Below are 14,365 nucleotides of genomic sequence, written 5' to 3'. Positions count from 1 at the left end.
CCGGTTGTGGTGAGCTAGCGTCCCCGCTCGACGGGCCAGGGGGTGCATTCCCGGGCAGGGGCGAAACCGGCCGCGAATGCCTCCGAAAGGGAGGAAAACCGCACCTGGTTGGCCGTGCCGACCGTGCGCCCCTGCGCACAGGACAGGGCATGGAACCGCCGGGAATTGCGGTTGCCCAGATAGCCGCGCTCCGCGGCAGCGGACCGCAGCAGCGCCGGCCAGAAACCCTTGCCGCGCGTCATGGCCGCAACCTGGGCCTGCAGAAGGCGATGGCCCAGTTCCGCGTCCCCGTCCGAGTGATGTGGATAGACGAAAGCGGCCCCTTGTTCAATCATGGCCAGATTGACCAGCCGCCCGTCATCGAGCCGCGCCAGACCCACAAGGCGTCCGTAGCGGTCCCGGTCCAGTTCGTCCCTGTCCAGGGCGATGGTCTTCCCGGCCACCAGGGTCGCAAGGGCCTCGGTCGCCTCCAGGCCGTAGTACTGTCCCGGGGCGCCTTTGTGCCCGACCTCGGGCGCGTCGATGCCGCGCAGTCGCAGCCGCTCGCCGCCTTCCAGGACCACGGTGTCCCCGTCAAGCACCTTTTCGACCCGCAAGCGCCGGTCGCCGGCGAAGGCTGCCTGTCCCAGGATGCACAGCACCAGGACTGCGGCCGAAAACGTCCGCAGCGCGCCAAAAAAGAAGGCAACCCGGGAGGTTGCCTTGGAATGCCGAAACCGGTCGTGATCAGGATTCATAGTACGAGCGAAGCTGCTGGCTGCGCACGGGGTGGCGCAGCTTGCGCAGGGCCTTGGCCTCGATCTGGCGGATGCGCTCGCGCGTGACGTTGAAGAGCTTGCCCACTTCTTCCAGCGTATGGTCGCTCTTCTCGCCGATGCCGAAGCGCTTGCGCAGGACCTGCTCCTCGCGGGGCGTCAGGTCGGACAGGACCTGGGCGATCTGCTCGGCCAGCTTGGTGTTGACCACCTCGTCGGCCGGGGCCACGGCCTTCTTGTCCTCGATGAAATCGCCCAGGCTCGAATCCTCTTCGTCGCCGATGGGGGTTTCCAGGGAGATGGGCTCCTTGGCGATCTTGAGGACCTTCTTGACCTTCTCCAGCGGGTAGTCCATGCGCTCGGCGATCTCCTCGGGGGAGGGGTCGCGGCCGAGTTCCTGAACGAGGTAGCGCGAGGTGCGCACCAGCTTGTTGATGGTCTCGATCATGTGCACCGGTATGCGGATGGTGCGGGCCTGGTCCGCGATGGCGCGGGTGATGGCCTGGCGGATCCACCACGTGGCGTAGGTCGAGAACTTGTAGCCGCGCTGGTACTCGAACTTGTCCACGGCCTTCATGAGGCCGATGTTGCCTTCCTGGATGAGGTCCAGGAACTGCAGGCCGCGGTTGGTGTACTTCTTGGCGATGGACACGACCAGGCGCAGGTTGGCGCGGATGAGCTCCTGCTTGGCGTCGAGTGCGTCGGTGTTGCCCTTGCGGATGCGCCACAGAATCTCCTCCAGCTGCTCCACGTCGTGCATGGCGTTTTCCTGCAGCTTGCCCAGGATCTCGATCTTGCCGTTGACCATTTCCTTGAAGGAGAAGAGCTCCTCCATGGTCATGCCGAGCTGGTCGGCCGCGGCCACGGGGTTGATGGTCCGGGCGTCGAGCTGCTTGAAGATGCCGAAAATCTCGTCCTGGGATTTGCCGAGCGACAGGATGTAGGCCGACAGGTCGCGCTTGCAGTTGTGCATCTGGCGCACGTAGTCGCCCACGGTCTCGATGATGCGGTCGATCAGGGTCTTTTCGAGCTTGATGTCGCGCAGGCACTGCACCACGCCTTCCTTGTAGTCCATGATCTTCTTCTGGACGCCGAAGACGCGCTTATCCAGCGTCGCGCACTCGTCGAGGCGGGTGTAGAGGGGCTTCTTCTTGCGGTAGATGTTCTTCACTTCCTCAAGAAGCTTGATGACGCGCTCGCGCTGGTTCATCTCCTCTTCGGACGGGTCGTCCTCCTCGATGGTCTTGACGACGTCCTTGAGCTTCATGCGGCCCTTCTTCAGGTCCTCGCCGACGCGCACGAGTTCCTCGACGGCCACGGGCACCTCGACCAGGGCGTACATGACCTCGAGTTCGCCGGCTTCGATCTTCTTGGCGATGTAGACCTCGCCGTCGCGGTCCAGGAGGCCCACGGCGCCCATCTCGCGCAGATACATGCGCACGGGGTCGTTGCTGCGGGACGAATAGTCGGCGCCGTCCTCGTCCTCGGACAGTTCGAGCTTCTCCTCCTCCTTGATCTCCTCGCCGTCGTCCTCGGCGATCTCGATGCCGCGGGACAGCTTCTCGTCGACGATGTCGATGTCGAGCTGGTCGAAGATGACGATGATCTCGTCGATCTGTTCGGGAGTGTTGACTTCCGAAGGCAGAGCCTTGTTGAGCTCATCGAAGGTCAGAAAGCCCTTTTTCTTCCCTTCGGCTATGAGCGCCTGAATCTGCTGCACGTCCTTGATATTGCTCATCCGTACCCCCAAAATTGATGAAAACCATGCACCCGTCGGCAGGAACGCCGCGGGACTTCAGCCCTGCCTTCTGGCCTGAATGAGGGCCAGCAGACGCAGCTCTTCCTGGAAGTCCCCGTCCAGGCGGGCCTTGCGCAGGCCCGCGTTCAGGCTGTCCAGTTCGCGGCGTCGGCCGGTCTGCTGCAAAAATTCCCTGATCTCGTCCCACTCGCCCCGCCCGTCGTCCATGGCGACGTCGGAGCGCATCTGACACTGCACGTAAAACTGCTTCTCGCCCTGATCGAGCGTGCTCAAGACCTCATGCGTGTTGGCCCCGTAAATCTTGCTCCAGAAAATCCTGCCGCGCTCCGTGGCCAGGGCCGATCCCATGCCCAGCTCCTGCAGCGGCCCGTGGTACTCGGGAAAGCGCACGGCGAAGGCCAGCAGATCCCGATCCCGCTGCGCCGGCTTGCAGGCTTCAAGCCTGGCCGGGGAACTGCCGCCTGCGGATTTGTCCGCCCCGCCGCCCGGCTCCGGCAGCACCTGCCGCCACTCGGCCTCGGACAGCCCGAGCCCGGCCGGCAGCTTCGGCAGGTAGAAGGCCTGCAAGTCGTGGTCGCCGAGCTGCCGTACGAAGCCCCTGGCCCACTGCAGCACCTCCTTGGGAGAGCGGGTCTCCGAGACCTGGCGCATGCAGTAGTCGAGGCCGTCCACGGCCCGGGACACGAGTTCCTCCAGGCGCTCCCGGCCGAACTTCTGCAGCACGGAGTCCACGTCCTCGCCCTCGGGCATGAGCAGCACCCGGCACTTCAGGCCCTGGGTCAGGATCATCTCGGCGCTGCGCAGGGCCGCCTTGCGGCCGGCGTTGTCCCCGTCGAAGACCAGGTCCACCCGCCCCACCAGCCCGGACAGGCGGTGGACCTGCTCCCTGGTCAGGGCCGTGCCGAGCACCCCGCAGCTGTTCTCGAAGCCGAACTGGTGCAGGCTCAGCACGTCCACATACCCCTCTGTCAGCAGGACGCTCTTGGTGTGCGACATGGCGCGGCGGGCCTGGTACAGTCCGTAGAGGTGCTCGCCCTTGGTGTAGATGGGCGTCTCGCACGAGTTCAGGTACTTGGGCCCGTCCCCGTCCGTCAGGCTGCGGCCGCCGAAGGCCACGGTCTGACCCGACAGGTTCATGATCGGAAAAATGAGCCGCTCGCGAAAGCGGTCGTAATGCGAACCCTTGGCCGACCTGCTTACCAGCCCGGCCTTCTCGGCCAGCTGCTCGGGGAAGCCGCCGCGCCGCAGATGGTCGCGCAGTTCGTTCCACCCGGCCGGAGCCCAGCCCAGGCAGAAGCGCTCGACGATCTCCGGCGCCAGCCCCCGCCGCGCGATGTAGTCGCGCGCGGCCTGCCCGGCGGGCCGGGCGAGGGTCTGCCGGTAGAAGGCCGCGGCCAAGGCATGCATTTCCAGACACTGCCCTTTGGACAGGGCCCCCGCAGGCTGGTACGAGGGTCGCCGGCGGGTCTCCAGACCGGCCTCTCGCGCCAGTGCCTCCACGGCCTCGCCGAACTCCAGGCCGTTGATGGCCCGGTAGAACTCGATGACGTCGCCCGAGGCCTGGCACCCGAAACAATAATAAAAGCCCCCTTCAGGGTTGACCGAGAAGGACGGCTTGGTCTCCTGATGGAAGGGGCACGGGGCTACCAGCCTAGTGCCGGCCGGGCGAAGCTCCACATGCCTTCCGATCACGTCCTCGATGCGCAGGCGCGCCTTGATCTGCGCGATGAGTCCCTGGTCGAACGTGCTCATCAGGCTCCGTTTGCTGAAATTATCCCGCCAGAACCACCCTGGTCATTCCGTCGCCGCCCTCGTCCGCGTCGGCCAGGCGGTACGAATCCACGGCCCTGGAACGCTTCAGGTGCTCGTGCACGACCTTGCGCATGACGCCGCTGCCCATGCCGTGCACGATCTCGACCTCGCTCCGCCCGGCCAGCAGCGCCTTGTCCAGGAACCTGGCCAGTTCGGCCTCGGCCTCGTCGGCGCGGAAGCCGCGCAGGTCGAGGCGCAGCGGAGTGACCGGTGAGGGGGCGCTGCGGACCACGACCTTGCCGCCGTCGGTCTTGTCGCGCTCCCCGGGCTGGACGTCAGCCAGGGAGACCCACAGGGACACACCGCCCATGTCCAGGCGAACGCGTTCCTTTTTGCCGTCCACTTCCTGGACCTGCCCCTTTTTGTTCCAGGGCAGATAAAACAGGACCTGCCCCTGGGCAATGGCCTCGATGGAAAGTTTCTTGACCTCTTCCTCTTCGCCCCGCGTCTGGGCCACGCCTTCCCGCAACTGGGCCAATTCCTTGAGGGCCTCCTTGCGTCCGCGCCGCCCTTCGCGCCACTCGCGCATGATCTCGCCGGAGGCGGCGCGCAGCTCGGTCTGCATGCGTGCCTTTTCCTGCTCCAGCTTTTCGAGCTTGCGGGCGAACTTGCGCTCTGCTTCCAGGGTGCGGGCCTTGAGCTTCTCGAGCTCGTCCTCCTTCTCCGCGGCCAGGCGGTTCAGGCGGTCGAAGATCTCTTCGGTGTTGCCGGCGTCCAGGTACAGGTACTCTTGGGCCCGGGCCAGGATGGAGTCGGGCAGGCCCTGCTCGCGGGCCACGTCCAGCGCGCGGCTGGCGCCGACCTGGTCGTAGCCGAGCTTGAAGAGCGGCTTTCTGGTGTCCGGCGAAAAGATGACCGAAGCCGCACGCACGCCCTCGCGGGACAGGCCGTAGGCCTTGAGGGCCGGGAAATGCGTGGCCACGCCGACCCAGGCGCCGCGCTCGAGCAGGCCGTCGACCACGGCCTGGGCCAGGGCCGCGCCCTGGCTCGGGTCCGTGCCCACGCCGAACTCGTCGAGGACGACCAGGGTGCGGGCGTCGATACGCGGCCAGATCTCGCTGAAATGGCGGATCTGGGCCGTGAAGGTCGACAGGCTCTGCTCGATGGACTGCTCGTCGCCCATGGACACGACGAAGTTGTCCCACAGGGGCATGGTGCTGCCCTCGGCGGCCGTGACCGGCAGGCCGGCGTGGGCCATGAGGCCCAGCAGCCCCAGGGTCTTCAGGCACACGGTCTTGCCGCCCGCGTTGCCGCCGGTGATGATCAGCACCTTCTGGCCCTCGTGCAGGACGAGGTCCACGGGCACGACGCCCTCATGGCCGAAGACGAGCAGGGGGTGGCGCGCTTCCGTGAGGTGCAGGGGCGCGTCGGGGGCCACGTCGACCACGTGGGCGTCGGCCTTGGCGGCGAAGCGGCAGATGGCCAGAAGCCCGTCGAAGCGGACCAGCTCCGCGAAGGTGCGCTCGATGGCGCCCTGCTCCGAGCGAATGAGTTCGCTCAGGAAGCGCAGGACCTTCTGCTCCTCGGCCCGCTCCTCCTGCCTGTGCTCCTGCAGGTCGTTGTTCAGTTCCACCAGGAAGAGCGGCTCGAAGTAGCACGTCTCGCCCGTCTGGGAGTAGTCGTGGACGATGCCTTTGAGGCGTCCCTTGAAATTGTTCTTGAGGGCCAGGACGTATCGGTCCGAGGAGATGGTCAGGAACTCGTCCTGCAGCATGAACTGCAGATCCTTGTTCTGAAAGAAGTCCTGGACCTTGCGCGTGCACATCTGATGCACGCGGCGGATTTCCTGGCGCACGGAGTAGAGTTCCGGCGAAGCCTCGTCCCGGATGGTCCCGTCCGGGGCCAGGCAGCGCGACAGGGCCGACCACGTCTTGGGCGGCAGGGTCAGACCGGCGACGAGGGCGGCCAGGCCGGGATAGCGCCCGGGGTCGGCGCTGCCTAGGCCGTCCAGCAGCGTGGCGGCAGCCTTAAGCATCTCGCGCACGCCAGCCAGACCGTCGAGGTCGAGGTAGGCCAGGGGGTTCTTCAGGAAGGCGAAGACGCCGGCCACGTCGGGAAAAGCGGAAAGATGCACGTCCCGGCTGCCGCACAGGTGCATGGTCTCGCGCACCAGGGACAGGCGCTCGGCGATGCGGACGGGGTCGGTATCGGGCAAAAGCGAAAGGCAGGCATCCCTGCCCGCCTCGCTGACCGCAAAATGCGAAAGGTGCTGCAGGACCTTGGGGAATTCCAGCAGCTGCAATGTTCTTGAATCCATAGGATTACGAAGTGAGTTTCGCCCGTACCAGGGCGCTCAGTTCCTTGCCGTCGATGCGGCCGGCATATTCGCCCAGGATGGCGTTCATGACCCGGCCCATGTCCTTCATGCCGGAAGCGCCGAGGGCCTGGATGGACGTCGTGACGGCCTCCTCCAGTTCTGCGGGAGAGAGGGCCGTGGGGAGATAGGTGCGCAGAATGAGAAGCTCGCGCTCCTCGATTTCAGCCAGATCGACCCGACCCGCGGCTCGGAACTGGTCAATGGACTCCTGACGCTGCTTGACCTGCTTGGCCACGACGTCGAGGATTTCATTGTCGGCCAACTCCCGCCGGAGTTCGACCTGCTTGTTCTTGACGGCTGCCTTGAGCATTCTCAAGACAGCCACCTCGTCAGTCCTCTTCGCCTTGAAAGCGGCAACGTAGTCCTTTTCAATGCGCTCGGAGAGACTCATTACATCACCTGAAGTTTACGGATCTTCTTCATCAGACGCTTCTTGGCCGCAGCTTCCTTCTTCTTCTTCTGGATGCTGGGCTTTTCGAAATGCTGACGCTTTTTCAGCTCGGAAAGGATACCGGCCTTCTCGACCTGCTTCTTGAACTTCCGCAGGGAGTAGTCAAACGTATCGCTGTCACCCATGTATACACCTGGCAAACGGATCACCTCCCGTTCTCGATCTTGCCCGCACTTCGTGTCGTGCAGGAAATTTTGTTTCTTACGCAAAGCCGAAAGGCATGGCAAGAAAAATAAGCGCAAAAGAAAAGGGCGCCGTGGCGCCCTCGAAAAGCTCCGAAAATCAGGCTGCTACATCTTTTCCTTGATGGTCTCGGCGAGAGACTTGAGGATGACAACGCCTACGCCGCTTCCGATAATAAACAGAACCGCGTAGAGTACTCCGAAAAAGATGGCGTGATCAGGCTGCCACCAGGGAAGATCCTGGGGCAGAGGGCTTTGAACAGTTTCCCCGTGCAGCATCATAAGTCAGTCCCCCTTGACGGTCTTACTTGATCGCGTCCTTGAGTTCCTTGCCGGGGCGAAACTTGACGACCTTGCAGGCGGGAATCTTGAGTTCTTCGCCGGTGCGGGGATTGCGGCCGGTGCGGGCCTGGCGCTCTTCGACCACGAAGGTGCCGAAGCCGGTCAGGGTCATCTTCTTTTCGGTCACCAGGGTCTCCTGGACGGCCTTCAGAAATTCGGTAAGGGCACGTTCGGCGTTCGCCTTGGTCAATCCGGCCTTTTCCGCCATCTTGGCAACCAATTCAGCTTTCGTCATCAGTCTTCCTCCTTTGCAGTAATTCACCAAACGGACACGGAGAGACTCTCCAGAAGCCTCATGCACCCCGCAGCCGTCAACATGTGGTACAACCAGCCTGATTCGAAAAAAACCCAGATGCGAATGCGCTCCTCCCTACTGGAAGAAAAGGACCATGTCCAGATGCCTGAAGCCAATTACAGCCTAGGTTTCCGGCGCAAACGCTCAGAGCGCAGGCAAACAGAATTTCCATGGCAAAGTCAAGTCAATTTTCCAAAAATACAGGCAATACCTACGCTCGCGGGCTTTTCGGGTCCCGCTCGCCCTTTTTTTCGCACCCCAACAGCGGAGCCAGCGAGCGCAGCAGGTCGGAACCCAGATCCTCGGGCCGGACGCGCCGGTCTACGCCCGCCTGTTTGCACCACCGCTCTATGGCTTCGGTCCAGTGAGCCTTGAGGATGGTGCCGATCTGTTTGCGGCGTTGCTGGAACAGGATCTTGAGCAGGCGCGACAGGGCCGCCGCTTCCCCTTCAGCCGGGTCGGGCCGGGGCCTGAAGCGCACGATGGCCGAGTCGACCTTGGGGCGCGGGGTGAAGACGTGCGGCGGGACGGTGAACACGTACTCGGCCCGCACGAAATTGCCGACCCAGGCCGAAAGGGCGCCGTAGGTCCGGCTTCCGGCCTGGGCCGTGAGCCGCAGAGCCACTTCCTTCTGGACCATGAAGAGCATGGTCTTCCAGGAACGGCAGCGGTGGACCATCTCCCAGATCATGGGCGAAGCCACGTTGTAGGGCAGGTTGCCGACGATGGTCAGGCCGGGCAGCCCGCCCGTACCCTCCCAGCAGAATTCGAGGCCGTCGGCATGCACCACGCCGACGCGCGGAAATTCCTGCCGGATGAACCGCACCAGCTGCGAATCCTTCTCCAGGGCCATGACCGGACCGGCGTGCCCGGCCAGGACGCGGGTCAGGGCCCCCCGCCCGGGCCCGATCTCGAGGACCGGGTCTGCGGGACCGAGCTCCGCCGCGGCCACGATGCGCCGACAGATGTTGGGGTCGGACAGGAAATTCTGTCCCAGGGACCTCTTGGGCTGGGAAAACCCGGAACTAGCCACGGTGCAGGACCCGACGCTGGCGCTCCAGCTTCCGCTTGGCGCGCCTGTCGTGAAAGATGCGCACGGCGCGCAGGGTGATGAAATAGGTCACGATGGACATGGGGATGCCGGCGATGACTCCGCCCAGGGTGGTGATGAGCAGCCACTGCCACCCTCTCTGCAGGAGCTCCAGCAGAGGCAGGTGAATGAGCTCGCCGATGCTCAGGGGCGTGACGTCGGCGGGCACGAAGACTTTGCCGAGCACGTAGAAGAGCGGGAAGACAATGGGCCAGTTGAACGGGTTGGTCCACCACGTCCCGAGGGCCGCGGCGATGACGTTCCCACGCAGAAGCAGGGCCAGGGCCGCGGCGATGACCATCTGCAGGGAGAGAAACGGCATGGCCCCGGCGAAAACGCCAAGGGCCAGGCCCAGGGCGATGGATTCGGCCGGCGCCTTGATGCGCACGATGCGTAGGTAGGTGTAGCGGCTCAGGCGAGCGATCTTGACCCAGATTCTTTCCATGGACTCACATAAAAAAAGGCGGCCGGGAGACCCAGCCTGCCTTCATGAGGACGAGGGTATGACTGCTGCGGCCGGTCTATTGCCGCCGTCAGCAGGTTGTCAATGCATTTCGTGAGCGGCCCTTTGAAGGAAAGGGCCGCTCGGCGGGGCGGATCGCCCCCTATTCAACCGGAGGGGTGAAGACGCGGGTAGCCATGTCGCGGTCCATCATGAACAGACCGCCGCCGTCGGAGCCCAGGAGGCGCAGCTTCTGTACGACTTCGTTCACGCTGTCCTCCTCCTCGACCTGTTCCGCCACGAACCAGTTCAGGAAGTTGGCAGTGGCGTGGTCCTTTTCCTTGATGGCCAGGTTCATGAGATCGTTGATGCGGCCCGTGATGTAGGCCTCGTGCTTCTGGGCCGCTTCCATGGCCGCCAGGGGGCTCTCCCACTCGAACTGGGGCTTGTCGATGGCACCCAGCGTCACGCGTCCGCCGCGCTCGGCGACATACTTGAAGAACTTCATGGCGTGGAACGTCTCCTCCTGGTTCTGGACAGTCATCCAGTTGGCGAAGCCGCTCAGGTTCTTTTCCTGGAAGTAGGCCACCATGGCCAGGTAGAGGTAGGCGGAGAACATTTCCGCGTTGATCTGTTCGTTCAGGGCTTTTTCCATCTTGGGACTGAGCATGGGTCACCTTCCTCGTGGTGTGGAGTGTTGAGCGATACGCTGAAACGTGATTACAGCAGCTTCTTCACGGCATCGAGAACCGCGGCGTAATCGGGTTCGTGGGTCAGTTCCGGCACGACCTGCACGTAGGCCACCTTGCCCGCCGCATCGACCACGAAAACGGCCCGGGCAAGAAGGCGCAGGCCGTCGATGAGCACGCCGTAGGCCTGACCGAAGGACGCCGCCTGATAGTCGGACACGGTCTGCACGTTGGCCACTCCAGCGTTGCCGCACCAGCGCTTCTGGGCGAAGGGCAGGTCCATGCTCACGGTCAGGACCTTGACCTTGTCGCCGAGGGCCTGGGCCTCCTGATTGAAGCGGCGGGTCTCCATGTCGCAGACCGGGGTGTCCAGGGAAGGGACTGCGGAAATGACGGCCACCTTGCCTTTCAGGGCGGCCAGGGACACGGGGCCGAGGTCGTTGTCGACCACGGAGAAATCCGGGGCCGCCATGCCGGGGGTGATCTCGGGGCCGACCAGAGTCAGGGGATTGCCCATGAACGTCACGACATTATCTCTCTTGATCATTGCTTGCTCCCGTTGTTGCGCTCCGGTGCGTCCCGCATGACTCTACGGGGCCCCCGGGGCCGATTGATAATAGTTTGCTTTCTAATATCTAGGGGCCCATGCGCAAGGGGGGAAGCACATTTTGTTCGAAATTCGTCCGCCAGGCGGCCCGGTTTTCCCGTCTGGCCAACGACCCCTCCCCCTGCTACACCGCCCCCATGCATTCCTCCCGACTGGTTTTCCTGGGCCTGGACGGCCTGCCCTGGTCCTTGGCCGTGAATCTGTGCGCCCAGGGGCTGCTGCCGAACCTCTCCGCCATCGTCGCCTCGCCGCACTGCAGGGCCATTTCCGCCGAGTTGCCCGAACTCTCGCCCGTGAACTGGTCCAGCATGTTCACCGCGTCCCCCCCGGGCCATCACGGCGTCTTCGGATTCACGCACATGGACCCGCAGACCTACGAACTGCGGTTCACGGATTTCACCCATGTGCACGGGCCGACCATCTTCGAACGGCTGGCCGAGGCCGGGCTCTTCTCCAAGGTCGTGAACATGCCCAACCTGGCCCCGGTGCGACCCATGCGGGCCATGCTCGTGGCGGGATTCCCGGCCCACTCCCTGGAAGGCGCCGTACATCCCCCTGCCCTGGCGGGCATTCTGGCCGACCAAGGCTACACGGTCGAGGCCGACACCGTGCGAGGGGCCACGGACCCGGCCTTCCTGCTTGAGGAACTCCACCGTTCCCTGGCCTGCCGGGAAAAGGCCCTGGATCTCCTGTGGCCGGACATGTCCTGGGACCTTTTCTTCCTCGTGCTGACGGAAACGGACCGCCTGGGGCATTTCCTCTTCCCGGCCCTGACGGAGCCCTTCCACCCCTGGCGCTCCGAGGCCCTGCGCTTCATGGCCGCCTGGGACCGGCTCGTGGGAAAGGTGCAGGGCATGTACGACGCCCTGCCCGGACCCAAACGCCTCGTGATCATGGCCGACCACGGGTTCACCGCCCTCGTGCAGGAAGTGGATCTCAACGCCTGGCTGCGGGAGGCGGGTCTGCTGCGCCTGTCCCGCGTCCCGACGAGCGAGTGGGACACGGACGCCATCGGCCCTGGCACCAGGGCCTTCGCCCTTGACCCCGGACGCATCTACCTGCACACCAAAGAGCGCTTCGCCCGCGGCAATCTGACCCGGTCCGAGGCCGAAGGGTTGGCCCGCGAACTGATTCGCGCCCTGCCAGCCCTGACCTGGCATGGCCGCAGGGTCGTGCGCAGCGTCCTGCGCGGGTCCGACCTCTACAGCGGCCCCCTGGCCCACCTGGCCCCGGACCTGATTCTGGTTCCCGAGGCCGGTTTCGACCTAAAGGGCAAATTCGGCAGACCGGGCGTCTTCGGACACTTCGGACGCCAGGGCATGCATACGGCCGACGACGTGTTCTTCTTCGACTCCATGGGCGAAGACGCTCGCACGCCCACGGACGTCGGCCGCCTGATTCTCGAACACCACGGCCTCCCCGCCTGCATCCTGGGGAACTGAGACCCATGCACATCGACTACGAAAACGATCTCAATCCGGCCCAGTACGAGGCCGCCACAACCCTGGACGGCCCGGTCCTGGTCATCGCCGGCGCGGGCTCGGGCAAGACCCGCACCGTTGTCTACCGCCTGGCCAGGCTGGTTGAGTCCGGGGTATCCCCGTTCGAAATCCTGCTGCTGACCTTCACCCGCAAGGCCTCGTCGGAAATGTTGCACCGCGCCGAGGGGCTCCTGGGCCATCAGGGCCTGGGCGGCGTGCGCGGCGGAACCTTCCACGGCTTCGCCTATTCCCTGCTCAAGCAGTACGCGGGCCTGCTGGGCTTCGAACGCGGCGCCACAGTCATGGACCGCGGCGACGGCGAGGACATTCTGGGCCAGGCCAAGGACCGTCTGCGCATCGGCCGCGGGGACCGAAAGTTCCCCAAGCGGGCCACGATCCTGGGCCTGTACAGCAAGAGCCGCAACAAGGAGCTGCCCCTGTCCCAGGTCCTGCGCCAGGAGGCCTACCACCTCGGAACCTACGAGGACGACCTGACGCGGCTCATCGAGGAATACGAGCGCATCAAGGCCGAATGCGGACTGCTGGACTACGACGACCTGCTCTTCCTGCTGGAGCGGCTGCTGAACGACCACCAGCACGTGCGCGAGGCCGTGACCTCGTCCATCTCGCACATCATGGTCGACGAATACCAGGACACCAACCTGGTCCAGGCCCGTCTGGTGCGTCTGCTGACGCGGCCCGGCGACGAGCGACCCAACGTCATGGCCGTGGGCGACGACGCGCAGTCCATCTACGCCTTCCGCGGCGCCAACGTGAAGAACATCCTGGATTTCCCCAAGACCTTCCCCGGCGCAAGGGTCGTCAAGCTGGAGCAGAACTACCGCTCCACCCAGCCCATCCTGGAGCTGACCAACGCCATCCTCGACGGCTTCCGCGACAAGTTCTGCAAGCGCCTCTTCTCCGAGCGCACGGACTCGCGCCTGCCCGAGCACGTCCAGCCCTTCTCGGACCGCAGCCAGGCCCGCCTGGTCACGGCCAAGATCACCGAACTGGCCCGCACCTACCCCCTGGACCAGATCGCCGTGCTTTTCCGGGCGGGGTATCAATCCTACCATGTCGAAGTGGAGCTGAACAAGATCGCCCTGCCGTTCCGCAAGTACGGCGGCATCAAATTCTCCGAGGCGGCGCACATCAAGGACGTGCTGGCCTGCCTGCGCCTGGGGCTGAACGCCTCGGACCTGCCGGCCTGGCAGCGGGTGCTCGGCAACGTGCCGGGCATCGGGCCCAAGAGCGCCCAGAAGATCCACCACGCGGCCATGATCAACGACCAGACCTTTCTCAAGGCGCAGCGGACCAAGAAGCCGGAGCTGGACGAGCTGCTGCGCGTGCTGGACACCCTGCGCACCCAGGTCATGCGGCCCGCCACGGCCATCACCTTCGTGCTCGACTACTACCTGCCCGTCATGAAGGAGCGGTTCCCCGACGACTACCCGCGCCGCGAGGCGGGCCTGGAGGAGCTGACCCAGATCGCGCTGGGCTACGACGACATCCCCTCCTTCCTGGGCGACCTGAGCCTGGACAGCCCCGACGCCGAGGAGGCCCGCGGCCAGGCCGTGACCCTGTCCACGGTTCACTCGGCCAAGGGCCTGGAGTGGGACGCGGTGCTGGTCATCGACCTGGTGGAAGACCGCTTCCCCTCGCGACACGCCATGAACGACAACGACGACTTCGAGGAGGAGCGGCGCCTGCTGTACGTGGCCTGCACCCGGGCCCGCGACAGCCTGACCCTCTTCTCCCCCGAGACCCTCTACAGCCGGGAGCTCGCGGCCACCACCCCGGCCCGGGTCAGCCCCTTCCTGCAGGACATCCCCGCACACCTGCTGTCCCGCTACCGGGAGCAATTCACGGGCGGCGTCGGGCTGCAGACGGTCGCGCCGCCCCGTCAGCCGGTCCAGCAGGCAACCAGGCCGCACGCGACCTGCGCCGAGGATTTCCCCGGCCAGGAGCCGCCCCGCGCCAGACCCGAGGGCCACACGCCGGTCCAGGGCACCTACGCCCGCCACAAGATCTTCGGCCGCGGCAAGGTCGTGCAGCGGGTGGAGCCCAACAAATACAAGATCAACTTCCCCGGCTTCGGTCTCAAGCTCATCATCGAGGATTTCGTCGAACTGGAATGAGAGAA

13 protein-coding genes are annotated in these 14,365 nt (G+C 64.8%); 2 read left to right on the top strand and 11 right to left on the bottom strand.

Going from position 1 to position 14,365, the window contains the following annotated elements:
- Positions 1–14: 14 nt before the first annotated feature.
- From ACZ5AC_RS00755 to tpx, 11 genes are all read right to left on the bottom strand, one after another.
- A complete protein-coding gene (locus ACZ5AC_RS00755) occupies positions 15–641 on the bottom strand; it encodes a thermonuclease family protein (RefSeq protein WP_464249057.1) in 627 nt (208 codons plus the stop codon).
- A gap of 85 nt (positions 642–726) precedes the next feature.
- On the bottom strand, positions 727–2,493 hold the full coding sequence (rpoD, locus tag ACZ5AC_RS00750; RefSeq protein ID WP_464249056.1) for an RNA polymerase sigma factor RpoD: 1,767 nt from the start codon (positions 2,491–2,493) through the stop codon (positions 727–729).
- Between the two features lie 57 nt (positions 2,494–2,550).
- Complete coding sequence (dnaG, locus tag ACZ5AC_RS00745; RefSeq protein ID WP_464249055.1) at positions 2,551–4,266, bottom strand: DNA primase; 1,716 nt, start codon at positions 4,264–4,266, stop codon at positions 2,551–2,553.
- Between the two features lie 19 nt (positions 4,267–4,285).
- On the bottom strand, positions 4,286–6,583 hold the full coding sequence (locus ACZ5AC_RS00740; protein ID WP_464249054.1) for an endonuclease MutS2: 2,298 nt from the start codon (positions 6,581–6,583) through the stop codon (positions 4,286–4,288).
- Positions 6,584–6,587: 4 nt separating this feature from the next.
- Complete coding sequence (locus ACZ5AC_RS00735) at positions 6,588–7,034, bottom strand: GatB/YqeY domain-containing protein (RefSeq protein WP_464249053.1); 447 nt, start codon at positions 7,032–7,034, stop codon at positions 6,588–6,590.
- Positions 7,034–7,234, bottom strand: a complete 201-nt coding sequence (gene rpsU / locus ACZ5AC_RS00730; protein ID WP_028577082.1) for a 30S ribosomal protein S21 — start codon at positions 7,232–7,234, stop codon at positions 7,034–7,036. Before rpsU ends, ACZ5AC_RS00735 begins: the two co-directional genes overlap by 1 nt.
- A 346-nt stretch (positions 7,235–7,580) precedes the next feature.
- On the bottom strand, positions 7,581–7,853 hold the full coding sequence (locus ACZ5AC_RS00725; RefSeq protein ID WP_015774631.1) for an HU family DNA-binding protein: 273 nt from the start codon (positions 7,851–7,853) through the stop codon (positions 7,581–7,583).
- Positions 7,854–8,124: 271 nt separating this feature from the next.
- Positions 8,125–8,946: a 16S rRNA (adenine(1518)-N(6)/adenine(1519)-N(6))-dimethyltransferase RsmA gene (gene rsmA, locus ACZ5AC_RS00720; RefSeq protein ID WP_464249052.1), complete on the bottom strand. Its 822-nt coding sequence runs from the start codon at positions 8,944–8,946 to the stop codon at positions 8,125–8,127.
- Entirely contained in the window at positions 8,939–9,448 is a 510-nt protein-coding gene (locus tag ACZ5AC_RS00715; RefSeq protein WP_464249051.1) for a DUF2062 domain-containing protein, read from the bottom strand. Before ACZ5AC_RS00715 ends, rsmA begins: the two co-directional genes overlap by 8 nt.
- Before the next feature lie 160 nt (positions 9,449–9,608).
- Positions 9,609–10,115, bottom strand: a complete 507-nt coding sequence (locus tag ACZ5AC_RS00710; protein WP_464249050.1) for a ferritin — start codon at positions 10,113–10,115, stop codon at positions 9,609–9,611.
- 50 nt (positions 10,116–10,165) lie between these two features.
- Complete coding sequence (tpx, locus tag ACZ5AC_RS00705; RefSeq protein WP_464249049.1) at positions 10,166–10,681, bottom strand: thiol peroxidase; 516 nt, start codon at positions 10,679–10,681, stop codon at positions 10,166–10,168.
- 98 nt (positions 10,682–10,779) lie between these two features.
- Here tpx and ACZ5AC_RS00700 point away from each other — a divergent pair, with 98 nt between their 5' ends.
- Both ACZ5AC_RS00700 and ACZ5AC_RS00695 read left to right on the top strand, forming a co-directional pair.
- Positions 10,780–12,183 (top strand): alkaline phosphatase family protein, encoded by a 1,404-nt coding sequence (locus tag ACZ5AC_RS00700; RefSeq protein WP_464249048.1) that lies wholly within the window; start codon positions 10,780–10,782, stop codon positions 12,181–12,183.
- 5 nt (positions 12,184–12,188) lie between these two features.
- On the top strand, positions 12,189–14,360 hold the full coding sequence (locus ACZ5AC_RS00695) for an ATP-dependent helicase (protein WP_464249047.1): 2,172 nt from the start codon (positions 12,189–12,191) through the stop codon (positions 14,358–14,360).
- The last annotated feature ends 5 nt before the right edge of the window (positions 14,361–14,365 follow it).

The organism is Desulfomicrobium aestuarii (genome assembly GCF_055385525.1).
Note: the sequence above shows the minus strand (reverse complement) of the source record. Positions and strands in the feature narration are given on the sequence as shown.